At 70.5% G+C, this 22,392-nt stretch carries 18 protein-coding genes and 1 pseudogene; 7 read left to right on the top strand and 12 right to left on the bottom strand.

What is annotated here, in order from left to right; genetic code table 11:
* Window positions 1–15: 15 nt before the first annotated feature.
* Together JYK04_RS04850 and JYK04_RS04845 are read right to left on the bottom strand one after the other, a co-directional pair.
* Window positions 16–465 carry a hypothetical protein gene (locus JYK04_RS04850; protein WP_189746731.1) on the bottom strand — a complete coding sequence of 150 codons (450 nt, stop codon included), beginning with the start codon at window positions 463–465 and terminating at the stop codon, window positions 16–18.
* 97 nt (window positions 466–562) lie between these two features.
* Window positions 563–817: a hypothetical protein gene (locus JYK04_RS04845; protein ID WP_229876843.1), complete on the bottom strand. Its 255-nt coding sequence runs from the start codon at window positions 815–817 to the stop codon at window positions 563–565.
* Window positions 818–1,387: 570 nt separating this feature from the next.
* Between JYK04_RS04845 and JYK04_RS04840 the strand changes: the two are divergent.
* A pseudogene (locus JYK04_RS04840) lies at window positions 1,388–2,558 on the top strand (alanine--tRNA ligase-related protein).
* Between the two features lie 83 nt (window positions 2,559–2,641).
* Here the strand turns inward: JYK04_RS04840 and JYK04_RS41020 are convergent.
* A complete protein-coding gene (locus tag JYK04_RS41020) occupies window positions 2,642–3,301 on the bottom strand; it encodes a tetratricopeptide repeat protein (RefSeq protein WP_229876844.1) in 660 nt (219 codons plus the stop codon).
* The gene (locus JYK04_RS41015) at window positions 3,274–3,639 is read right to left on the bottom strand and encodes a hypothetical protein (protein ID WP_237410257.1); all 366 of its coding nucleotides are present in this window, start codon (window positions 3,637–3,639) and stop codon (window positions 3,274–3,276) included. Before JYK04_RS41015 ends, JYK04_RS41020 begins: the two co-directional genes overlap by 28 nt.
* Window positions 3,640–3,744: 105 nt before the next feature.
* On the opposite strand from JYK04_RS41015, the gene JYK04_RS04830 reads away from it, so the two are divergent.
* Together JYK04_RS04830 and JYK04_RS04825 are read left to right on the top strand one after the other, a co-directional pair.
* On the top strand, window positions 3,745–4,176 hold the full coding sequence (locus JYK04_RS04830; protein ID WP_189746733.1) for a hypothetical protein: 432 nt from the start codon (window positions 3,745–3,747) through the stop codon (window positions 4,174–4,176).
* Between the two features lie 119 nt (window positions 4,177–4,295).
* Window positions 4,296–6,851 (top strand): tetratricopeptide repeat protein, encoded by a 2,556-nt coding sequence (locus JYK04_RS04825; RefSeq protein ID WP_237410256.1) that lies wholly within the window; start codon window positions 4,296–4,298, stop codon window positions 6,849–6,851.
* 30 nt (window positions 6,852–6,881) lie between these two features.
* Here JYK04_RS04825 and JYK04_RS04820 read toward each other — a convergent pair whose 3' ends face one another.
* Window positions 6,882–9,392, bottom strand: coding sequence for a CehA/McbA family metallohydrolase (locus JYK04_RS04820; protein ID WP_189746737.1), 2,511 nt, complete (start codon window positions 9,390–9,392; stop codon window positions 6,882–6,884).
* A gap of 87 nt (window positions 9,393–9,479) precedes the next feature.
* Window positions 9,480–10,271 (bottom strand): SDR family NAD(P)-dependent oxidoreductase, encoded by a 792-nt coding sequence (locus JYK04_RS04815; protein ID WP_189746739.1) that lies wholly within the window; start codon window positions 10,269–10,271, stop codon window positions 9,480–9,482.
* Between the two features lie 147 nt (window positions 10,272–10,418).
* Here JYK04_RS04815 and JYK04_RS04810 point away from each other — a divergent pair, with 147 nt between their 5' ends.
* Window positions 10,419–10,982, top strand: coding sequence for a TetR/AcrR family transcriptional regulator (locus JYK04_RS04810; RefSeq protein WP_189746741.1), 564 nt, complete (start codon window positions 10,419–10,421; stop codon window positions 10,980–10,982).
* A gap of 99 nt (window positions 10,983–11,081) precedes the next feature.
* Here the strand turns inward: JYK04_RS04810 and JYK04_RS04805 are convergent, their stop codons facing one another.
* Window positions 11,082–11,618: an NUDIX hydrolase family protein gene (locus tag JYK04_RS04805; protein WP_189746743.1), complete on the bottom strand. Its 537-nt coding sequence runs from the start codon at window positions 11,616–11,618 to the stop codon at window positions 11,082–11,084.
* A 144-nt stretch (window positions 11,619–11,762) separates the two neighbouring features.
* On the opposite strand from JYK04_RS04805, the gene JYK04_RS04800 reads away from it, so the two are divergent.
* On the top strand, window positions 11,763–12,569 hold the full coding sequence (locus JYK04_RS04800) for a hypothetical protein (protein ID WP_189746745.1): 807 nt from the start codon (window positions 11,763–11,765) through the stop codon (window positions 12,567–12,569).
* Between the two features lie 164 nt (window positions 12,570–12,733).
* Window positions 12,734–13,099, top strand: coding sequence for a hypothetical protein (locus tag JYK04_RS04795; protein WP_202186032.1), 366 nt, complete (start codon window positions 12,734–12,736; stop codon window positions 13,097–13,099).
* A gap of 100 nt (window positions 13,100–13,199) precedes the next feature.
* Here JYK04_RS04795 and JYK04_RS04790 read toward each other — a convergent pair whose 3' ends face one another.
* Window positions 13,200–13,835, bottom strand: coding sequence for a hypothetical protein (locus JYK04_RS04790; protein ID WP_189746747.1), 636 nt, complete (start codon window positions 13,833–13,835; stop codon window positions 13,200–13,202).
* Window positions 13,836–14,074: 239 nt separating this feature from the next.
* Here JYK04_RS04790 and JYK04_RS04785 point away from each other — a divergent pair, with 239 nt between their 5' ends.
* On the top strand, window positions 14,075–15,673 hold the full coding sequence (locus JYK04_RS04785) for a hypothetical protein (RefSeq protein WP_189746749.1): 1,599 nt from the start codon (window positions 14,075–14,077) through the stop codon (window positions 15,671–15,673).
* An 80-nt stretch (window positions 15,674–15,753) separates the two neighbouring features.
* Here the strand turns inward: JYK04_RS04785 and xdhC are convergent, their stop codons facing one another.
* The 4 genes from xdhC to JYK04_RS04765 all read right to left on the bottom strand — a co-directional run bounded on the left by xdhC (window position 15,754) and on the right by JYK04_RS04765 (window position 22,336).
* Window positions 15,754–16,725, bottom strand: a complete 972-nt coding sequence (gene xdhC / locus JYK04_RS04780; protein ID WP_229876846.1) for a xanthine dehydrogenase accessory protein XdhC — start codon at window positions 16,723–16,725, stop codon at window positions 15,754–15,756.
* Window position 16,726: 1 nt separating this feature from the next.
* Entirely contained in the window at window positions 16,727–19,141 is a 2,415-nt protein-coding gene (gene xdhB / locus JYK04_RS04775) for a xanthine dehydrogenase molybdopterin binding subunit (RefSeq protein ID WP_189746751.1), read from the bottom strand.
* Window positions 19,138–20,619, bottom strand: a complete 1,482-nt coding sequence (locus JYK04_RS04770) for a xanthine dehydrogenase small subunit (RefSeq protein ID WP_189746753.1) — start codon at window positions 20,617–20,619, stop codon at window positions 19,138–19,140. Before JYK04_RS04770 ends, xdhB begins: the two co-directional genes overlap by 4 nt.
* 466 nt (window positions 20,620–21,085) lie before the next feature.
* Window positions 21,086–22,336 (bottom strand): esterase/lipase family protein, encoded by a 1,251-nt coding sequence (locus JYK04_RS04765; protein ID WP_189746755.1) that lies wholly within the window; start codon window positions 22,334–22,336, stop codon window positions 21,086–21,088.
* Window positions 22,337–22,392 lie beyond the last annotated feature (56 nt).

Genomic DNA, 22,392 nt, shown 5'->3' with positions numbered 1-22,392 from the left:
AGCGGGACGTCGACGTTACTTCTTGCACTTGGCCTTAAAGGCGTCCAGCAGAGCCTTGCCCGCATCGGAGTTGTCACGTACGTACGCGCTACCGCTGACGCTGATCGAGGTGCTGCTGGTTGAGATGGGCTCGGTGCCGGTCCGCCTGTTGCGGGTGTCGTCTCCGGCGACCGTCCAGATGATCTGGGACTGATCCTTGTTGAACTCGCCGGTGCTGGTCACGTCCGGCTCCTCGTAGACACCATCGCAGCTGTACTCATGATGCGAGACATTGCTGCCCTTGACGACCAGCTGGCCGAGGTCGGACGTGCCGTTGACGTCCTTGACGTAGTAGATGCCGTCGAGCTTGCCGGCGCTGTCACTGCTTCCGCTGCAGGCGGTGAGTATGAGTGAGCCCGCGGCCAGGGCCGCGATGGATACGGCGATCTCGGCCCGCGTCCTACGTGCAGTACTGGTGATGCCCATGGCGTTCTCCCCTAGTTCGTAATGAAAGTCGGTTTAAGGCAAAAGACCAGTCAAAATAGCCTATGAGTAGGTGACTTCGGCTGACCGGGCCCCTCTGTCAGGTGCCTTCTCGGAGGTTGTCGAGCCGATGCTCAGTCAGCGCTGGCGCGACCTCGGACTGATTGAGCGCCTGCTCGCCGTCCTGGATGTGCCACTGCAGACGCTGCACGGGCGGGGCATCTGCTTCTTGGACTGCCAGGTCGCCGAGTTCACTCAGCTCTGCGTACGCTCCCTGCAGCTGTTCCTCGTGGTGTGCTGACCGGAGGGTCGTGTTGAGCACGTAGGCGATCGCGACGAGATCGTCGACGGTCACGGGGCGATCGCATCGCTCCATCTCCGCGAGAGCGTCGGCTGAGGTCGGGTGATCGAGCATCGAGACACCACGCCGGCCTGAGCCTCTACCGCATCGTCCGCGAGCTACAGACCCTCCTCGCGACATGGACCGGCGCATGCCCCACCTGCCACCGCGGCATACCCACACCAGCCCCAACCTGACCAAGCCCTACTAGGCCGTCTCTTCCGGATCTCGCCGGGCCCGGCCCGCCCGGCACGGCACCTCATCCCCCAGACTCCGTCCGGGGACCCCCAGGTTGTCGGGGCACCCGAGTACGTCCAGAACGCCCCCACCCCTGCCGCCGGCGCGAAATACCCGAGCACCGGCGGCAGGCTCGCACTATGGTTGGCCGCATGAACGTCACCGGCCCCAGCACCACCGCGACCGCGCGAGCGACCAGCTCGCCGGTTGCCGCCGCCTGACCTTCTCCTCTCCCCGGCGACCGGACAACGGTCCGTCGGTCGTGCCGTGGCGCCCTTGCCCCCGGTCGGAGACTGCACGGTCCCGTTCTCCGGTGCCTCTCCCGCTCGACGCGAAGGAGTCACCCCCATGAACACCGAGCAGCTGACCAGAACGTTCGTCGAATACTTCGAAGAGCGCGAGCACCGCCGTATCGTCGGCTCGACGCTGCTGCCACCCCCCCGGCGACCCCGTACTCTTCACCACTTCCGGCATGCACCCGCTCACCCCGTACCTGGAGGGCCGCTCCCACCCGCTGGGCAGGCGCCTGGTCAACGTCCAGCGCTGTCTGCGCACCACGGACCTGGAGGAGGTCGGCGACGCCACCCACCTGACGGTCTTCGAGATGCTCGGCACCTGGTCGTTGGGCGACTACGACGGCCCGCTCAGTCTCGACTGGGGATACGGGCTCCTCACCGAGGGGCTGGGCGTGGATCCCGGCCGGCTGTACGCCACCGTCCACGCCGGCGACGACCGGACCGGGCCCGACACCGCTTCCCAGGAGCTGTGGGAGAAGCTCGGAGTCCCCGTCGAACTCACCGTGGAGGACAACTGGTGGTCCAACGGGCCCGTCGGACCGTGCGGCCCCGACTCGGAGATCTTCCTGTGGAACGGCGACGGACCGCCCGAGTCGACGCCCACCCGCGACGACCGCTGGGTGGAGGTGTGGAACCACGTGACGATGACCCACCGCCGACTCGACGACGGTTCCCTGGTACCCCTTCCCCAGCGCAACGTGGACACCGGACTCGGCCTGGAACGGCTCGCCTCCCTGCTCCAGGGCAAGCCGTCCGTGTTCGAGTGCGACGTCTTCGACCCCTGGCGCAACCTCGTACCGGCCCTGTGGCCCCTGGACGAACGGTCGCTGCGCGTGGTCTGCGACCACCTGCGCTCGGCCGTCGTGGTACTCGGCGACGGCGTGCGCCCGGCCAACACCGGGCAGGGCTACGTGCTGCGACGCCTGGTGCGACGGATGCTCACCGTGCTGTGGCGGGAGGACTCCTCTCGGGGCATCGAGGACCTGCCGGACGAACTGGTCCGGCACACACTGGACCACTTCCGGCAGGACATGGACCCGGGCGAGGTACGCCGGATCCTGCGCGAGGAGGAGCGCCGGTTCCGCCGGCTCCTGGACCGCGGGCGGCAGGTGCTGGACCGCCCCCGGTTCCGGGGCCCGCTGACGCAGGAGGACTTCCACTACCTCCACGACACCCATGGGCTGCCGCGCGAGCTGGTGACGAGCCTGCTGCACCACGGGTGACGACCCGGGGGCGGGCGGGGCGCTCTCCGGCGCGGTGCGCCCGCCCCAGCGGCGTGACAGGTGGGGCTCGTGAGGCCCGTTCGTCAACTTGGCGGGTGAGCAGCGCGGTTACGCGTGGAATCGAGTCGGCGGAGTTCGTCGGCGGCTTCGATCCGGCGGGGGTTGTTCAGCAGGCCGAGGGCATCGTGGGCGTTGGTGAGGACCGCGTGGGCTTCCTGGTGGCGGGTGAGGTGGCGCAGGACGATGCCGAGGTCGAGGCGGGCCGGTTCGCTCCAGGCGGGCATCCGCGCTGCCTCGAATCGGGTCAGCGCGTAGCGCAGGGGTTCTTCTGCCTCGTTCCAGCGGTGGAGGGCGGCGAGGTCGTTGCCGATGTGCTGTTGGGTCACTGCCAGGTAGAGGCCGATCAGCTCTTGTGGCTTTCCCGGGATGCCGGCGTGGCAGATGGATCGGCTGCGCCGGTGGATGGCCAGGGCTTCCCGTGCGCGTCCGGCCTGGCGCAGGTTCTGGCCAAGGGTGTTGAGGATGGTCAGTTCGGCGAGGCGGCTTGGTGCGCCGGTCTGCCGGCCGAGCTGGTCGGCGGCTTCCCGGGCCCAGTTGAGGGACTCTTCGGCGCGGCCGAGTCGGTGAAGTGCTCCGGCCGTGTAGCCCAGGGCCCACCCCACCTGGAGCTGGTCGTCGCTCTCGCGGGCCGCGGCGAGGGCGGCCTGTGCGGTGGTCAGGGCGGCGTGGTGTCGTAGAGGCACATGTTGTAGGCCCAGGACAGGTAGTTGAGGTGGACGGCCTCGTCGCGCTTGCTTCCTATGTCCCCGACCCTGGACCCCGCGACGAGCGGCGGCAAGGCCGGCAAGGTCACCCAGGACGTCTGCCCGACCCGCTGACGCAACCCGACAGGCGGGGCGGGAGAAACCCTGTTGCCGTTCCGCATGTCGAGTGGCCGGCGCTCGTCGATGACCGCAACGGCCTCCTTGCACGCCTCACAGATCACACCGCATCGTGCCTGACCGTTGGCCGCCGCAAGCGGCCCGGCGGTCCAGCAGAAACGATCAACTGTGTAGCGGTGCATCCGGCTGCGCACCTTCACGCGTACGCCGTTTCGGCATCTGGTTCCCCACCGGATCCAACCCGCGTTACGGTCCTCACCTGAGGCCATCTGACGGTCTTCGGGATGAGTAGGCGGGGTGCAGGGATGGCAGGACTTTCGGGACCGCAACGGGTCGCCGTGTGGGTGGTTGCGCTGGTGGCAGGTGCTGCTGCGGTCGGCTTGATCGGGGTGGCGGTGCTGGTCGATCTCGATACGGGAGACCGGACCGCGAGCATCGTGGGGGCTGTGGTCAGCCTGGCGGGTCTGGCGGTGTCGGTGGTGGCCCTCGTACGTACCTCCTCCTCCGCCGGCAGCGGCGGTCGCCGGGTGCGCGCCGGGCGCGGAGGAGTCGCCGCCGGCGGAGACGTGATCGGCAACGCGATCGGTGACGGATCCGAAGTCGTCGGCCGCCTTAACCCGCCGGCGCCCGGTGGCCGTCGTGGACTCGCAGCGGACGTCGAGGCCGGCCGGGACGGCGTCGCCGCAGCCGGTGATGTGCGTGACAACGCGATCGGCGACAACAGCGAGCGCCGATGACGCCCGAGTGGCGGCGCCGCAGGAAGCAGCCGGTCGGATCCGAACCCGGATCACCCGTCGATCAACCGGCGCGCGAAGAGCCGAAGCCCGCACTGCACATGAACGTGCGCGGCGGGGGTGTGGGAGCAGGCCGGAACGCGACCCACAACGCGGTCGGCCCGCACAGTCAGGTCTTCGACAACCGGCAATATGAGTACCACCTGCACCCGGCCGCCGCCGCAGACGAAGTGCAGTGGCCGCTGGAGATCGGTGCCGTTCCCACACTGGCCTCGGCGTTCCAGCCACGCGCCGAGCTGCGGGAGCGGATCGACGCCGCCCGTTCCGCGGGGAACGCGGCGGTGCCCGCTCACGTGCTGACCGGCGGCGGTGGTGTGGGGAAGTCGCAGCTGACCTGCTCCTACGCGGCCGAGGCCCTCGGGGACGGCACGGATCTGGTGTTGTGGGCGCCGGCGACCGAAGTGCAGCAGGTCATCACGCTCTACGCGCAAGCCGCAGCTCGAGTAGCGGCTCCCGGCGCGGCCGGGGAGAAGCCGGAAGACGACGCCCGGGCGTTCATGTCGTGGCTGGCCACGACGCCTCGCCGGTGGCTGGTCGTCCTCGACGACATCTGCGACCCGTCGGGCATGGACGGGTGGTGGCCGGTGAGCCGGACCGGCAGCGGATGGGTACTGGCCACCACCCGCCTGCACGACGCCCGTATCACCGGTGGTGGCCGCAGGCGGGTCAACGTCGACGTCTACACGCCCGGCGAAGCCGCCGCCTACCTCCAGGCCCGTCTCGCCGACGACGACGCCGAGCACCTCCTGGACACTGCCGCCGCCGAGCTGGCCGCCGAACTCGGGCACCTGCCGCTCGCACTCGGCCACGCCGCCGCCTACATGATCAACGAAGGCCTGAGCTGTACCGACTACCTGGCCCGCTTCACCGACGGCCGTCGCTGGCTCGACCAGGTTCTTCCCCCTGAGGCCGACACCGAGGGCTACGGTCGGCAGGTCGCCGCCACTCTCCTGCTCTCCCTCGATGCCGCTCAGCACACCGAACCCGCAGGACTCGCGGAACCGGCTCTGCGCCTGGCTTCCCTCCTCGACCCGGCCGGGCACCCACAGGCCCTGTGGGCCACACCCGACATCTGCGACTACCTCACCCAGCACCGTGCCCAAGCGGCCGTCACCCCCGAGAACCCGCCGGACGCGGTCACATCGGAACAGGCCCAAGCCGCTCTGCGCACCCTGCACCGGTACGCACTGCTCAACTGCGACACCCGCCGCGAGCCCCGCGCTGTGCGCGTGCACGCTCTCACCGCCCGGGCCGCCCGCGAAGCGACACCCCCAGGAGACCTGCGTGCCTTGGCCATCGCGGATGCCGAAGCCCTCCTGCGTATCTGGCCGGACGTCGATCAGCCGCACGCGGACCTTGCCGCGACCTTGAGATCGAACACCGCCGTACTCGCCGACCACTCCGGCGATCACTTCTGGGAGCCGGAAGGCCCGTTGGTTCTCTTCCGCGCCGGCCGAAGCCTGGATGACGCAGGTCTCGCGGCAGCGGCCACTGCCTACTGGCAGAGACTCACCGACGATGCCGAGCGCGTCCTCGGCCCCGAACACCCACGGACCCTCGCCGCACGGGCCAACCTCGGCGCCTCCTACTGGCAGGCAGGACGCACCGCCGACGCCATCGCCCTGCAAGATCAGGTCCTCGCCGACGCCGAGCGCCTCCTCGGCCCCGAACACCCGCAGACCCTCGCGGCACGGGCCAACCTCGCCACGTCCTACTGGCAGGCAGGACGCACCATCGAATCCATCACCCTGGAAGAGCAGGTCCTCGCCGACACCGACCGCATCCTGGGCCCCGATGACCCCGGCACGCTCACAGCACGGGCCAATCTCGCCTCTTCCTACCGCCAGGCGGGACGGACTGCAGAGGCCATCGCCCTGCAGGAACAGGTCCTCGCCGCCCGCCGAAGCGGAGTGGGCCCGGCTCATCCCCAAACCCTCGTCGCAGCGTCCAATCTCGCCGCCTCGTATTTTCAGGCAGGACGCACGGCCGACGCGATGACCCTGCAAGAGCAGGTCCTCGCCGATGCCGAGCCCATCTTCGGCCCCGAACACCCGCGAACCCTCGCCGCACGGGCCAACCTCGCCACCTCCTACTTGCAGGCAGGACGCACGGCCGACGCCGTCACCCTGCAGAAACAGGTCCTCGCCGACCGTCGGCGCGTCCTCGGTCGGGAACACCCCGATACCCTCACCACCCAGGCCAACCTCGCTGTTGCCTACTGGCAGGCAGGGCGTGCCGACGAATCCATCACCCTGCTGGAGCAGGCTCTCGCCGACCGTCGGCGCGTCCTCGGTCGGGAACACCCCGATACCCTCACCACCCAGGCCAACCTCGCTGTTGCCTACTGGCAGGCAGGGCGTGCCGACGAATCCATCACCCTGCAAGAACAGGCTCTCGCCGACAGTGAGCGCGCTCTGGGCCGGGAACACCCCGACACCCTCACCACCCAGGCCAACCTCGCCGCCACCTACTGGGAGGCAGGACGCGCCGCCGAATCCATAACGCTGCTGGAACAGGTCCTCGGCGATGCCGAGCGCCTCCTCGGCCCCGAACATCCCCACACCGAAGCATGGCGTGATTCCATGCTGACGATGAAGCACGGGCGGCATCGCACATGAGGGACGGCCACCCCGCTCCCGCACCACCCTTCAGCCGGCGCTGATGGCCGTCACGTGCGTGGAGCCGTCGCGCAGGGCGGTGATGCGCACCTGTCCCGCGGGGAAGGAGTCCCTCCCGTTCGGGCCGGGTATCTGCGAGAACGGCGTCCAGGAGCCGTCCGGCCTCCTGACGGCGTGCCAGATCCGTCCGTCGAGCCCGACCGCCACGACCTGGGCCGAGCCGTCGGGTGTCCCGGCGATGCCGATGGCGCTGGCCCCCATGGTCGCCGTGGTGACGCCCCGCGGGGGCCGGAAGCCGGTCCAGGAACCGTCCGGCCGCCGCAGCTGGTGGTACACCATCCCGTCGAGCCCGATCGCGAGGACCTGGGACGACCCGTCGGGCATCCCGGTGATCGCCAAGGCCGGACCGGAGAACGTCGGGGCACCGTCGTAGCCGGGCAGGCGCCCCCAGGCCGTCCACGCGCCGTCCCGCCCGCGCGCACAGTGGTACATGGCACCGTCCGTGCCGTAACCGAGCAGTTGGGCTGACCCGTCGGGCAGGGCGGCGATCGACACCTTCGTGGCGCCCCAGCGGCTCTTCGCGGTGAAGCCGGGCAGGGCCCGGAACCCGGGCAGTCCGCCGTCGGCCCGGCGCTGCTGGTGGAAGGCGGTGCCGTCCATGGCCGTCACCACGATCTGGCAGGTGCCGTCGGGGAAGGCCGCGATGTCCGCCTCCCGCACGGCGAATCCGGACGAGCCGTCCGGCCCCGTGACACGCTGCCAGGGCTGCAGCGTGGCCGAATCCCGTACGACGGTCAGCCACAGGCCGTTGTCGGGTGCGATGCCCAGCACCACCGCCGAGCCGTCCGCCATGCCGGCCACGGCGCTCTGGACCCCCGCGAACGAGCCGGAGACCGAGCCGGATCCGGCATCGGCGGCACCCGGCAGTGGACGCATGCCGCTCCACGACCCGTCGGGGCGGCGCTCGGTGTGGAAGAGCACCCGCCGTTCGACGTCGTACGGGGGCAGTTGCGCGGAGTAGAACCACACCGGGTTGGTGATGGCCACCAGTTGGTCCAGGGTGGTGGAGGCGGGCTTGGGCCGGCGGACCTCGGCCCGGGCGAACAAGGAGGCCTTGCCCCAGCCGCGCCAGCGCAGCTGCCCCGTGCCGCTGCCGTCGATGCAGGTGGCGGCCATGATTCCCCATTCGGTGTACAGGGTGGCGATGCTGTCTGGAGCACCCGTCACGTTCAAGGTCACGTCGACGGCGTCGAAGAACGACAGGGGCAGTTCCTCACCCGGTCCCGCGACCGCTCCGCCGGTGCGGGCGGTGAAGTCCAGGGTCACGGCCGCGGATTCGACGGCGTACGACCGGCCCAGCCGCAGCGCGTCCAGGACGGCGGGCGTCGACAGGCCGGCGGCGTACACGACGTTGTGGGGCCGGCCTACGGCGTCCGCCGGGCTGTGCGCGTCGCTGTTGCCGACGGCGGCGACCCGCTTGCCGAGGCAGAGCATGACGTGCCAGGCGGCGATGTTGGCCGCGTCGTCCAGGGTCCACGGTCCGTTCCACACCTCCAGCGCGTCCACGCGGTCGAGGCCGAACTCCCAGAAGGATCCCGCCGCCGGAGTGAGCGGATGGGCGGCGATCGTGAGTCCGCCCAGACTGTGCACGCGCCGGACCTGGCCCTCGAAGGCTCCCTGGTCCGCGGGCCCGTAGCGCCAGTCCACCCATTCGCCCTGCGGCAGTCCGACGGCCAGCCAGTGGCCGTGGCGGGTGGTGACCTCCTCGGCGTTGACGACCAGCAGGTCGGTCGGGATGTTGCCGCGCCAGGTCACGCCGGTGGAGCTGGTGTTGTGGTCGGACGTGGCGATGAAGTGCAGCCCTTCCTGGCGGGCGGCCGCGACGATCTCCTCCACCGTGCGCTGCCCGTCGGAGTGGACGCTGTGCAGGTGCAGGTCGCCGCGGTACCAGCCGGGGCCCCGCCCGGCCACCGAGCCCGGCAGGATGTCGTACGGGGTCCGGGGCAGCGGTTCCCCGAGGTGCACGGTGACGTCGACCTGCCAGTCCATACCGCCGGCGCTGCCGACCATCGGCCCCAGGATGACCGACCAGGCGCCGGGCTCGACGGGGCCGGGCACATAGCCGGGGGTGGCGTCCGCCGCGGAGAGGGTGAAACCGGAGCGGGCGCCGCCCGACCAGCCGCGGAAGCCGGCCGGGCCGAAGATGCCGAGGTCCAGGATGCCGGCGGCGGCGTCGTGGGTGGTGGCGACGGAGATCCGCCGGACTCCGGCGGGGACGTCGAAGGGGACGTACGCCCACTGGTCGGTGCCGTAGGGGGAGCGGCCGCGGTAGGTGGTGGTGACCGTGTCGGTGCCCTGGCCCCGCGTCGCGGCGTGTGCGACGGGTGCGGGAACCAGCGCGGCGGCTCCGCCCGCGGCGAGCAGGGCCCCCAGGCGGAGCAGGGACCGGCGCTCGACCCGCGGGCCGGAGCCGGGGGCGGCGTCGTGGGCGGCGTCATGGGAGGGGTGGGGCGCATCGCTCGGGAGGTGGTCACTCGGCACAGCCGTGCTCTCCGTTCACGTGGGGTGCAGGGAAGGCGTGCGTGCTGGTGCGAGGGTGAGGGCCCGCTACGTGCTGAAAGAGACGGCCTAACGGCGTGCGCGCTGGGCCTCGACGATCTGCCGCACGGACCCGTCGAGGTCCATACGGGCCTGGACGCGCTCGGCGAAGCCGGGGAACTGTCCGGCGACTGCGCTCAGCAGCCGCAGCTCCAGCGGCGCGACGTTGACCTCGCACCGGTCGCGGCGGACGGCTCGTACGACGCCGTCGGCGACCTGGCCGGGCGTGACGGTCCTGATGCCGTTCGGGGTGGTGGCACCGGTGGCCGCGAACATTCCGGCGTCGCGGACGAAGCCCGGCTGGACCAGGGACACCCCCACCCCCGTACCCCGGAGCTCCTGGCGCAGGGCGAGCGCGAAACCGCGCAGGCCGAACTTCGTCGCGTTGTACAGGGAGGTCGACTTGGTGGCCGCCTTGCCGGAAATGGAGCCGACCAGCACGATGTGGCCGCGGCCGCGGCCCACCATGCGCTCCGCGAGCAGCCGGGAGAGCAGGACGGGGGCACGGAGGTTGACGTCGAGGGCGCGGTCGAGCTGGTCCTCGGTGTAGTCCAGGAGGTCGCCGCTGGCGGGCAGGGCGGCGTTCGCCACGAGGATGTCCGCCTCCGCGCAGCTCTCGGCGAGGTCGAGGACGTCGGACCGGACGGCCAGATCGGCGATCACGGTACGCGCGCCGCAGGCCTCGGCGGTGGCCTTGAGGGCTTCCTCCCGCCGCCCGGTGACCGTGAGGCGGGCCCCCTGCGCGGTCAGGCGCGCGGCCAGGGCGGCGCCGATGCCTCCGGTGGCGCCGGTGAGTAGAACGTTCGATCCGGATATGTCCACGACCACTCCCGTGCGGCTGGCGAGATCCCTCAACTGTTCGTTCGAACGAACAGTATGGACGGCGCCGCTCCCTGTCCACACCCCGTGGTCCCCAACTCCCCGCCCCCGCCCCGGCGGTCGGGTCGGCCGATGGGGCAGAATTGCGCCATGTCCCATGCCTCCGACACCCGCCAGAGCATCATCGACGCCGTACTGCGGATCATCGGGCAGGACGGCATCGCCGCCGTCACCAACCGGCGGATCGCCAAGGAGGCCGGGGTCTCCCTCGGCTCCGTCACCTACCACTTCGCGACCCAGCACGAGCTGCTGCGCGAGAGCCTGCTGCACTTCGTGGCCGAGGAGACCCGGCACTTCACGGCGCTCGCGGACGAATGCACCGACGAGCAGTTCGACATCGGGCAGGCGGCCGAGGTGGTGGCGCAGGTGGCGGGAGGCAACGCCTTCGACAGCCGCCACATCGCGCCGTTCGAGCTGTACGTCCAGGCCGGCCGCGACGAACGGCTGCGCGCCGCCGCGGCCGAGTGCTTCGCCGCCTACGACCTGCTGGCCACCCGGATCCTGACCCAACTCGGCGTCCCGGACCCCGAACGCCTGGCCGGCGTGGCCGTGGCCCTGGTCTTCGGGCAACAGCTGCGCCGCCTGGCGACCGGCGAGGACCTCGTCGACACGCTGCTGATCCTCACGAAGTTCGCCCCGGCGCAGAACTCGTAGCCGGGGGAGTGCGGGACCCGGTCCGGTCGCTGCCGCTGCGGATGCCGCCGGGAGCGACCGGAGCCGGGTGTGGAGCGCCGCGCGGGGTGCGCGGCGACTTCAGTACGTGTACCCCACATGCGCGAGCGCCTGCTTCAGCAGGGCCGCGTGACCGCCCGGCATCTCGCCCTGCACGGCGGCCGAGAGGGCTTCCTGAGGGCTGAACCAGACCAGGTCCAGGGCGTCCTGACGGGGGCGGCAGTCACCCGTGACGGGCACGATGTAGGCGAGGGACACCGCGTGCTGGCGAGGGTCGTGGTAGGGGGTGATGCCCGCCGTGGGGAAGTACTCGGCGACCGTGAAGGGTTGCAGGGAGGCGGGGATGCGGGGGAGCGCCACGGGGCCCAGGTCCTTCTCCAGGTGGCGCAGGAGCGCGTCACGGATCCGCTCGTGGTGCATGACACGGCCGGACACCAGGGCCCGGCTGATCGCCCCGTCCGCCCCGATCCGCAGGAGCAGTCCGATGGTGGTGACTTCGCCGGTGTCGTCCACGCGTACGGGGACGGCCTCGACGTAGAGGATCGGCATCTGGGCCCGGGCCATTTCCAGCTCGTCGCTGCTCAGCCAGCCGGGCGTAGTTTCGGTCGTGTCAGACATTCCTTGATCCTACTTACCAGGGCGGGTTCCGGCCCAGATCACGCGTCCACCCGGCCCGCAGAGAATGGAATCCGAGGGCCGTCCCCGCGACCGCGGACGGCGGCCGGAACTTTGCGGTGCGTGGGGCTGACGTAACGTTTGGGCATGAGCATGCCGCCGCCCCAGCAACCCCCCGGCCCGTACGGGCCCCCGCAGCCCCCGAACCCCTACGGCGGCCAGCCGTACGCCGCGCAGCAGCAGCCGTACCCGGGGCAGCCGTACCCGCCGCAGCCGTACCCCGGTCAAGGAGGGTGGGGGCAGCCCCCGACGGGCACGCCGCCGCGCAGGAACCGGGTCGGCATGGTGATCGGGATCGTCGCGGGAGCGGTGCTGGTGCTCGGCGCGATCGGCGCGGTCGCAGTCAGGCTGACCGGATCCGGCTTCCCCGAGGCCCGGTACCGGCTCACCGTTCCCAAGACCCTCGTGGACGGCAAGTACGAGCTGCTCCAGGACCGTTCGGAGACCGACGGCAGGAAAGCGCTGGAGGGCACCTACGACGCGAAGGTCCACGATCCGAAGCCGGTCGTGGCCCAGTACGCCTCCGAGTCCCCGAAGGAGTCGGGCGCCCTGCTGGTCTCGGGGATGTACGGCCGGTTCAAGGACTCCGCGGGAGCCCGCAAGAAGATGCTGCGCGGCGCCGCGGACTCCGAAGGCGCGTTCGTCGCGGTCCGCGCGCGGGACATCACGCCCCCCGGCTCCGACGTCACCTTGTCCTGCCAGGTGCTGACGGTACGGCAGGGCGGGGCCGACAGCTCCCTGCCGATGTGCGCCTGGGCCGACGAGAACACCGGAGCCACGGTCGGCCTCGTCAGCGAGGAGACCGCGCAGCAGAAGGCCTGGGACGTCGACCTCGCCAAGACCGCCGCGACGACCCTCAAGGTGCGTACCGAGATGCGGCAGCCGATCGGCTGACCGCGGCTTCGGAGCCGGGTGCCGCGGCGGCTCTAAACCATCGCCGAGATATGCCCAAAAGGTGACTTTCTGGAGTCCGAACCGGTCGGATAGCAATGACCCGGTGCCTGATACACCTGCCGATGGTCGGCAGCGATCCCAGCGCACCCAGGAAGGAACGTCCCGTGATCCGCATCCGTCACGCCGCCGCTCTGGCCACCATGGCCGTCACCGCCCTCGCCATCGCCGTGAGCCCCGCCTCGGCGGCGCCCGGCGACACGCTCACCATGTGCTCCAGCACGCTCACCCCGGACGGCTGGGTGGACGCCCAGTGGTGGAACAGCGGCGGGTGCGGCTCCGGCTTCACGCCCAACACCAAGCAGATCAAGGACCTCAGAGGCTACCCGGTCGGCACCCAGGTCAACGCCTGTGCGTCCACGTGGCCGCCCGCCGGCTGGACCATCACCAACACCTACTACTCGAGTGGCTGTCGCTACTCCGCCGTCCCCAGCTTCAACCCCAACACCTGGACCCTGAAGCGCACCTCCTGACCCCGTGCGGGCGCGCCGCAGCCGGCCGATGCGGCGCGACCCCGATCCCACGGCGGGACGCCTCCCGAAGGGGCCGGTGATACGGGGCCGTTGCCGCTGCTCAGATGCGCTGCGCGGCCAGCCTCTCTCCGGACGGCCCGAGGACCAGCACGTTCCTGGCGGTACCGTCCCGGCCGCTATCGCCGTCCCACGACTCGACGAAACTCCGGGCAAGCGATTCGGCTTCGGGCGTTCCCGAGCCTGCCGAGTAGTCCGTGCTCAGTTCGACGTCATAGTCGTGTTCGGTCAGTCGGGCCACGACCAGCGCGCGGGCGTGGTCGACCTGCGGCGCTTCACCCTTGGTGCGAGCCCGGGCGCGGAACCGCTCCAGCATCTCCGAATCCGCGGTCCGCTCGGTCACGGGGCCGGTGGGCAACCGCTCTGGGCCGTTGGTGACGCCGTGGAGGCAGCCTCGCACCCAGGAGCCACGATCCACCTCGGCGTCGCTGCCGGCCTGCAGGGCCCGGCGCGTACAGCCGCCCCATACGGTCTCGCGCACGGCCGCGCCCTTCCCCGTCGAGTCGTAGACGGCCTTGCCCGCGGTGTGTCCGGCACGGTAGGCGACCACGTACGCCGGTACGGCAGACGGGCGGGACTCGGGCGCGGGTCCGTCGGAGGGCGCACTGCTGCCGCAACCGACCAGGCCGACCGAGGCGGCGACCGCCATACCGAGTAAACGCCCTGAGCGCTGATTCACTGTTCCTCCTGGGTGCTGACCGTCACCCACTGAGACGGCAGCCCGGGCCCATCGGTCGCACCGCTGAACAGGGTTTCGCCCACCCCGTGAGCCGGCGATCCCCCCACCGTGCGCAGGAGCCTTCAACTGTGCTGCTGAACAAGGCTGTTACTGAAACGATCACGCTTGCGTCGCGCACAAGTGTTCTGGAACCCTCCGCTTGACTCCCCTGTCACCCGAGCATCGGAGGCAACCCCCGCATGCCCTCAAGTCGCATACGCCGCGCCTGGATCGCGGCGGCCACCGCTGCCGCGGCGGCGCTCGCGTTCACCGGTCTCGCGGCACCGGCGCAGGCGCAGGACCCCGCGCCGGACGCGCCCGGGACCTGGATCCAGGAGCCCCGCACGGCCGAGGGCACCCCCTCGCCGCTCAGCGCCGCAGGCTGGACCGCTCCCGGCGGCGCGGCCTCACCCGGAGACTTCACGCTGCAGCCCGGCGAGATGAACGACGAGACCACCCGGCGGGTCACCCGCCTGGCCTCGGTGCTGCCCGGCTCGGGCGGTGTGCAGAAGCTGTTGGCCGGGGCGAACCGCACGATCGAGCCGTGGTGTTCCCGCGACCCGTTCGGCACCGCTCCCGACCCCGACATCAAGTACTGCCTGCACTCGGACGACTCCATCTCGCAGGAGTGGGTCCCGCAGGGCATCACCGGCGTCTCCGACGCCAAGGCCAACGAGCTGTGGGGCGAGGCCGCGAACATCCAGCTGTTCGCCTCCTACGACGGCTGGGACCCGGGCCGGGAGAACGACCCTCTCCCCACGGCCGGCGATTGCACCGAGGCCGAGCTGGCGGCCGACGACGCGTGCAACCAGAAGGGCGTCCGGATCACCTTCGTGCAGAGCCGGACCAACCCGGCCACCGGAAGCCCCGAGATCAAATACCGGCACGTCCTGCTGGGCTGGACCTACGTGAACTCCGCCGACCACGTCTCCTTCGACGGGCTGCACGCGGCCGAGTACCCGATCCAGAAGGGCGTCCACGCCGGCGGGATCGTCTGGTACGGCAACTACCTCTACGTCGCGGACACCCGCAACGGCCTGCGCGTCTTCGACATGCGCTACATCCTGGACCTCGACCCGGACGGCGACCCCAAGACGCACGACGCGATCGGGACCGACACCGACGGGGTCAAGACCACCTCCGACGTGGAGGACAAGACGAAGGTCGGGCGGCACGACAACGTCTGGTACAGCTTCGGCTACCGCTACGTCATGCCGCAGGTGGCCGCGTGGAAGTTCAAGGCGGCGCAGAGCAACCCCAAGGGCTCCTACGCCTGTGTCGCCACCGGCGCCCCGAAGAGCTCCTACATCTCCCTGGACCGCAGCACCACCCCGGACCGCCTGATCATGGGTGAGTACTGTCGCCCGGAGAGCGGCTACCCCTCCACCGGCCGCATCGCCTCGTACCCGGTCGCGGCCCTGGAGGGCCGCTCCACCGACGTCACCGCGCAGGGCTGGGCCAACTACCTGCCGATGGCGGGCGGCGGCGCCCAGGGCGTGGCGGCGTACAAGGGCACGCTGTACGTGAACGAGTCCAAGGGCACGGACGAGCCGGGCAACCTGTGGCGCTACAAGTGGAGCGACGGCCGGCTGGTTCAGGACGGCCAGGCCGTCAAGACCGCCCGGGGTGCCGAGGACCTCTACGTCGAGCGCGGCACGGGACGCTTGTGGTCCCTCTCCGAACACCGCCCGGGGTCGGATCCCGACTGCAAGGCGAACAAGGCGCCGGACGATCCGGACGGAACGGACTACTGTCAGCGCGTGCTCTACGCCCACAAGCTGAGCGCGCTCGGCGGCTAGCCGTTGCCGGGCCGCTTCTTTCGGACCAGGCCGGACCAGGCCGGACCAGGCCGGGCCGGGCATGGTCCGAAAGAAGCGTCCTAGCGGATGCCGGAGCGTACGCGGACCCCGGGGACCTCGCGGACCGCGGGGGCCTTCGGGACCTCACGGACCCTGGGGACCTCCTCACGGACCTCACGGACCTCACGGACCTCAGGGGCCTCGGGGGGCGCCGGGATCTCGGCGACCGCGTCCGGTACCGCCCCGGGGCGGTCCTGCTCGAAGGTCCGGAGCAGGTCCGCCGCGACGCTCACCGCGATCGTGGCAGGTTCCTTGCCGGTGATCTCGGTCATTCCGATCGGAGTCTTGATCCGGTCGATGGCGGCGGCGTCGTGACCGCCCTCGGTGGCCAGGCGCTTGCGGAACCGCACCCATTTGGCCGCCGAGCCGATCAGCCCGATCGAGCCGAGACCGGCGGTGCGCAGGGCGGCGTCGCACAGCGCGGCGTCCTCGGCGTGATCGTGGGTCATGATCAGGACGTGGGCGCCGGGCGGCAGCTCCGCGAGCACCTCCTCCGGAAGCAGCGGCGTGTGGTGCACGTGGATCTGCGCCACCGCATCCGCGAGCACCCCGAGCCGCTCGTCGGTGAGCATGTCGGAGCGGGTGTCGATCAGGTGCAGATCGAGGTTGTGGCGGGCCAGGATCCGGGCCAGCTCCAGTCCGACGTGCCCGACGCCGAAGACGGCCACCGCCTGGACCACCGGCAGCGGTTCGAGGAGCAGGCTGACGGCGCCGCCGCAGCACTGCACACCGTGGGGTCCGATGACCTTGTCGTTGAGGGCGAACTCCATCAGTTCCGGCTCCGGATCGGGCTCGACGTTCAGCTGGCGGGCCCGGTCGATGGCGACGGCCTCGATGTTGCCGCCGCCGATCGACCCCCAGGTCTCGGTCTGTCCCACGACGAGTTTGGCACCGGCCCCACGGGGCGCGTGGCCGCGCACGGTCGCGACGGTCACGAGCACGCCGGGCTCCCGGCGTGCTCGCAACCGCGTGACCGCGGCGATCCAGGTCATGTCAGGCATTGCTCAAAGCGCTTGTGTCGGTGCGGATCTCGCTGCCGTCGAGTGCATGGCCGTTGCCGCCCCGCACGTCGTCGTTCTTCTCGCGGGCCGCTTCGATCGCCCAGTAGACCGCCTCCGGGGTCGCGGGGGCGGCGAGCTCCACACTGACCCCGGCGGGCCCGAACGCCGCGGCGGCCTGCCGCAGCGCTTCGCGCACGCAGAAGGCCAGCATCAGCGGAGGCTCACCGACCGCCTTGGACCCGTACACCGCGCCCTCTTCGGTGGCGTTCTCCATGAGGGTGACGTTGAACTCGGCGGGCATCTCCGAGAAGCTCGGCAGCTTGTACGTGCTCGCGGCCTGGGTCAGCAGCCGGCCGCGGTTCGGCCCGTCACTGGTGTCCCAGCGCATGTCCTCGAGCGTCAGCCAGCCCGCGCCCTGCACGAAACCGCCCTCGACCTGACCGATGTCGATCATCGGGGACAGGCTGTCGCCGACGTCGTGCACGATGTCCACCCGGCGGATGCGGTACGCGCCGGTGAAGCCGTCCACCTCCACCTCGGCCGCGGCGGCGCCGTAGGAGAAGTACTTGAACGGCGAGCCCCGGAAGGCCTTCGCGTCCCAGTGCAGACCCTCGGTCCGGTAGTAGCCGGATGCCGACAGCTGGACGCGCTGGAAGTACGCGGTGTGCACCAGGTCGTCCCAGGCCAGCTCCTTGTCGCTGCCCAGGGTGCGGGCGACACCGTCGACGATGCGCACGTCCGAGGCGTTCGACCCCAGCTGGCTGGCGGCCACCTGCAGCAGCCGCGCGCGCAACTGCTCGCAGGCGTTCTTCACCGCACCACCGTTGAGGTCCGCCCCGGAACTGGCGGCGGTGGCGGAGGTGTTGGGCACCTTGTCGGTACGCGTGGGGGCCAGCCGCACCTTGTGCAGCGGGATGCCCAGCGTGGTCGCGGCCACCTGCAGCATCTTGGTGTGCAGGCCCTGGCCCATCTCGGTGCCGCCGTGGTTGATCAGGACGGAGCCGTCTTTGTAGATCAGCACCAGCGCACCGGCCTGGTTGAAGGCCGTGAGGTTGAACGAGATGCCGAACTTGATGCCGGTGATCGCGAGCGCCCGCTTGGTGTGCGGGTGCGCGGCGTTGAAGGCCGCGATCTCGCGCTTGCGGTCGGCGACGCCGCCGTTCTCCTCGACCTGCTGCCAGACGCCGGCGATACGTTCCGCCTGCGGGACCGGCTGGCCGTACGGCGTCGACTGGCCGAGACCCGGCTGGTAGAAGTTGCGCTTGCGCAGCTCCATCGGGTCCAGGCCGAGCAGCGGCGCGACCCGGCCCAGGATGTCCTCGATCACCAGCATGCCCTGCGGTCCGCCGAAGCCGCGGAAGGCCGTGTTCGAGACCTTGTTGGTCTTGGCGATGCGACCGGCGACCCGCGCGTTGGGAATCCAGTAGGTGTTGTCGATGTGGCACAGCGCACGGGCGCAGACCGGCTCCGACAGGTCCAGGCTCCAGCCGCCGTCCGCGGTCAGCGTGGCGTCCAGCGCCTGGATGCGGCCGTCGGCGTCGAAGCCGATCTTCCAGTCGGCGTGGAACCCGTGCCTCTTGCCGGACATCGTCAGGTCCTGGGTGCGGTTGAGCCGCACCCGGACCGGCCGGCCGGTCAGCTTGGCGCCGAGCGCGGCGATGGCCGCGAAGCCGTGCGGCTGCATCTCCTTGCCGCCGAAGCCGCCGCCCATCCGCAGGCACTGCACGGTCACCTCGTGGCTGTGCAGGCCGAGGACGTGCGCGACGATCTCCTGCGTCTCCGAGGGGTGCTGGGTGCTGCTCTGGATGAACACCTGCTCGGCCTCGTCGATGTAGGCCAGCGCGGCGTGCGTCTCCAGGTAGAAGTGCTCCTGGTCGGAGAACTGGAACTCGCCGGTGAACACGTGCGCCGAGTCGGCGAAACCGGCGTCGATGTCACCGGTCACCATCACGGGCCGGGCGCCGTGGAAGCTCTCCGCCGCGATCGCTTCCTTCAGCGTGATCACGGAGGGCAGTTCATCGAGTTCCACCTCGACGGCCGCCGCACCGAGCCGGGCCGCCTCCAGGGTCTCGCCGAGCACCCAGGCGACCGCGTGGCCGTGGAACATGACCTCGTCGGGGAACAGGGGCTCGTCGTGCTTCATTCCGGCGTCGTTGACGCCCGGCACGTCCGCGACGGTCAGTACGCGCACCACACCGGGCACGGCCAGCGCGGGCTCGGTGCGCAGCGCGGTGATCCTGCCCCGGGTCTTCATGACCTGGACGGGGTAGGCGTGCAGCGTGTCCTTGGTGCGGTACACCAGGTCATCGGTGTAGAGCGCGGTGCCGGTGACGTGCAGCACGGCACTCTCGTGCGGCATGGAGACGCCGACCACAGGCTTCTCGGGACGCTCGGACAAATGGCTCATGAAGACACCGCCTCGGTGGTTTGCGCGTGCAGCTTCAGCAGGCTCTGGCCGAGCATGGCGGAACGGTAGACGGAACTGGCGCGGTGATCGCTCATCGGCGTGCCCTCGCCCCGCAGCACCCGGGCCGCGGCCTCGACGGTCTCCGCCGTCCATGCCCTGCCTTCCAGGGCTGCCTCGGTGCTCAGGGCGCGGATCGGGGTGGCGGCCACGCCGCCCAGACCGATGCGTGCCTTGCGGACGATCCCGCCCTCGATGTCGAGCGCGAAGGCGATCGCGACACTGGAGATGTCGTCGAAGCGCCGCTTGGCGATCTTGTGGAAGGCCGTGACCGGCGACAGCGGCAGCGGGATGCGCACCGCGCGGATCAGCTCGCCGGGGCGGCGCACGCTCTGCCGGTAGCCGGTGAAGTAGTCGGCCAGCGGGACCTCGCGCTCACCGTCGGCGTCGGCGAGCAGCAGCGACGCCTCCAGGGCGAGCAGCACCGGCGGGCTGTCACCGATGGGGGAGCCGGTACCCAGGTTGCCGCCGAGGGTGGCGCTGTTGCGGATGAGCCGGGAAGCGAACTGCGGGAACAGTTCCGCCAGCAGCGGGACGCTGCCGTCGAGGCGGCGCTCGATCTCGGTGAGCGTCTGCGCGGCCCCGATCTCGATGTGGTCGGATTCCACGCTCAGCGACCGCAGTTCGGGCAGCCGGTCGACGGCGACCACGCAATTCGCGCGGCGGGAGCGGATGTTGACCTCCACGCCCCAGTCGGTGCTGCCGGCGACCACCACGGCTTCGGGCCGCTCGCGCAGCAGCCGCAGCGCTTCGGTGAGGGTGCCCGGTCGCAGGAACGTGCTGTCGTCCTGCGTGTAGACGGTGGCGGCGGGTTCGGGCGGGGACTGCTCGCGCCGCTGGGCCAGGGGATCGTCCTCGGTGGGCGCACCGACGGCGAAGGCGGCATCGCGGATCGGGCGGTAGCCGGTGCAGCGGCACAGGTTTCCGCTCAGCGAGTGCAGATCGAAGCCGTTCGGACCGTGCTCGGCGTCGGCGTCGGCGTGGGCGTCTGCGCCGTCGGCGGGCTCCGTGTGCGCGCAGCGGTCGGGCCGGTAGTACTCGGAGGCCATGCTGCAGATGAACCCAGGTGTGCAGTAACCGCATTGGGAACCGCCGCGGACCGCCATCTCCTGCTGCACGGGGTGCAGCGAAGGCGGTGTGCCGGGTTCGCCGACCGTGGCGAGACCCTCGGAGGTGATGATCTCCTGGCCGTCGAGTGCCGCGGCCGGCACCAGACAGGCGTTGACCGCCACCCAGTCGGTGGGCTTGTTCACGCCGGGCCGGGCCACCAGGACCGAACAGGCGCCGCACTCACCTTCGGCGCAGCCCTCCTTCGTACCGGTGAGGCCGCGCTCGCGCAGGAGATCCAGCACCGTGGTGTGCGGTGCAGCCGGTGAAAGCGGTGTCTCTTTCCCGTTGACCGTGATCCGCGCCGCTACCATGGCACATCCTCATTTCGGTGCATGGTCGAGCTGATTATGCTAGTAGCCATTTCAGGGGCTTTCTATTTCGCTGGCGCAACCCGGGAGAACCCGGAGCGCGACTCGGCACGCGACGACGTGCCGCAGGCGGTGTGAGAAATCGAAAGATGCCGGGGCCGCAGAAGGGCACACCGGAGAAGAGGGCTGTTCAGCAGCCGTGTGCTACAAGACCCGGAGTCCAGGCGATCTGATGCGCGGGGCGGTGCAGTTCGGAGATGATCGACATCCGACTTCGCCTCCTCCATCAGTTCACGGGCCGGTCGGCTCGAAGTTACGTTGCCGCAGGTCCATCGGTCAAGCCGCCGTGCGGAGACCATTTGGATACACCGAAGGCCGGGTCGAGGGCTGTGGAGCCCTCTTCCACGAGGTGACCCTCCCGGCCCCGCCGGGCAGGCAGGTTCGGGAGGGTCACCGTCGTGGCCGCAGGTCAGGGGGTCTGGAGCTTCTCCATGATCCATTCACCGAGTTCCTCGGTGATGACCGTGTGTCCTTGGTTGTCGGTCGCGCACATGAAGTGGTCGAGCTCGCTGCTGTCGGAGTCGATCTTGCTGTAGAGCGCGTCGCGGTCGTCGATCTCGCCGGCCGCCACGGCGCTGATGCTCGGAACGAACGTGGTCGCGTTGTAAGTGAGTTCCGCCGGCTCGCCTTCGAGGAGTCCGGCCAGCATGGCGGCGGTTCCGAAGTTGGCGGGCCGGCCCGGCAGATTCAGGGCCTCGGGGAACAGCCCGCCCGGAGCGCCGTCGATGTCGGGCAGGCCGTTGGTGGTGACCCGGATCTCGGCGGCTCCGGTCTTCTTCAGGATGGCGACGACCTGCTCCCCCGTGTCCTGCGTGTCCAGACGGGTCCCCGTCAGCTCCGCACCCGTGGTGCGCATCGCCGTCACCCTGGCCGGGATGTTGTTCCCGGCACCGGTGCCCGTGCCGTTGGCGACCCCGAGGCGTCGCACGCCGGGGGGCCAGCTGCCCACCCGCTCCAGTTCCGCGAGGAAGTCGGTGCGGGCCCGGTCCTGGCGGGCCTCCGCGGTGACGGTCTCGATGTGCCAGCGCAGCAGCTCCCGGGCGGCCGAGCTGTTGATCATCCGCGAGAAACTGCCGAGGAGTTCGCCGAATCCGGGGAGTTCGCCCCAGTTGTCCTTCACGAAGTGCGCGAACGCCTGGACCGAGATGGGCAGCCAGGCTCCGTGGTGCGGGGTGTCGTAGGAGAGGTAGGTGGCGGTCTCGTGGGAGTCGCCGTCGTGGTGCATCTTGGCGAGGGCGTAACGGGTGACCAGCCCGCCCATGCTGAATCCGCCGACCGTCAGCTTGGCCCGCCCTTCGCGGTCGGCGATCGCCTTTTCGATGCACTGGATCGCCACGGCGGAGTTGTCGATGATGGACGCGGACCGCTCGTCGAAGCCGAGGAGCACCAGGTCGAAGCCGGCCTCCCGCAGCTTGGAGACGAAGGGGTACTCGCCGTTCTCCAGGCCGTTCCACAGGGCATCGGGATCGCTCTTCCCGGAGGAGAACCCGTCGGCGAGGATCACGGGCTTCGTGATCCTCGTCTTGTCCGGGTTGCTGTAGAAGACCCAGGCGGTTCCCCCTGTGAGGGGCCAGACGGCGTCCCACGCGGATGCCCTCGGGTAGTGGGGCTGGGCGCCCGGGATGGTGTTGTCCCAGATGCTCACAACAGGCATGGACATGTAGTCCGGCTCCTCTGATTCGTGGTGCGGTCGAGTCGCGTCACCGGCGAGGCCGC

The sequence above is a fragment of the Streptomyces nojiriensis genome (assembly GCF_017639205.1).
In the GTDB taxonomy this organism is placed as follows: domain Bacteria; phylum Actinomycetota; class Actinomycetes; order Streptomycetales; family Streptomycetaceae; genus Streptomyces; species Streptomyces nojiriensis.
This window is presented reverse-complemented; position numbering and strand designations above follow the sequence as displayed.

What these genes read in the sequence shown, in the direction of transcription:
- JYK04_RS04850 (WP_189746731.1), bottom strand. Translation starts at nt 465, where the DNA reads ATGGGCATCACCAGTACTGCACGTAGGACGCGGGCCGAGATCGCCGTA.
- JYK04_RS04830 (WP_189746733.1), top strand. Translation starts at nt 3,745, where the DNA reads ATGGCAGGACTTTCGGGACCGCAACGGGTCGCCGTGTGGGTGGTTGCG.
- JYK04_RS04810 (WP_189746741.1), top strand. Translation starts at nt 10,419, where the DNA reads ATGTCCCATGCCTCCGACACCCGCCAGAGCATCATCGACGCCGTACTG.
- JYK04_RS04805 (WP_189746743.1), bottom strand. Translation starts at nt 11,618, where the DNA reads ATGTCTGACACGACCGAAACTACGCCCGGCTGGCTGAGCAGCGACGAG.
- JYK04_RS04800 (WP_189746745.1), top strand. Translation starts at nt 11,763, where the DNA reads ATGAGCATGCCGCCGCCCCAGCAACCCCCCGGCCCGTACGGGCCCCCG.
- JYK04_RS04785 (WP_189746749.1), top strand. Translation starts at nt 14,075, where the DNA reads ATGCCCTCAAGTCGCATACGCCGCGCCTGGATCGCGGCGGCCACCGCT.
- xdhC (WP_229876846.1), bottom strand. Translation starts at nt 16,725, where the DNA reads ATGACCTGGATCGCCGCGGTCACGCGGTTGCGAGCACGCCGGGAGCCC.
- xdhB (WP_189746751.1), bottom strand. Translation starts at nt 19,141, where the DNA reads ATGAGCCATTTGTCCGAGCGTCCCGAGAAGCCTGTGGTCGGCGTCTCC.
- JYK04_RS04770 (WP_189746753.1), bottom strand. Translation starts at nt 20,619, where the DNA reads ATGGTAGCGGCGCGGATCACGGTCAACGGGAAAGAGACACCGCTTTCA.
- JYK04_RS04765 (WP_189746755.1), bottom strand. Translation starts at nt 22,336, where the DNA reads ATGTCCATGCCTGTTGTGAGCATCTGGGACAACACCATCCCGGGCGCC.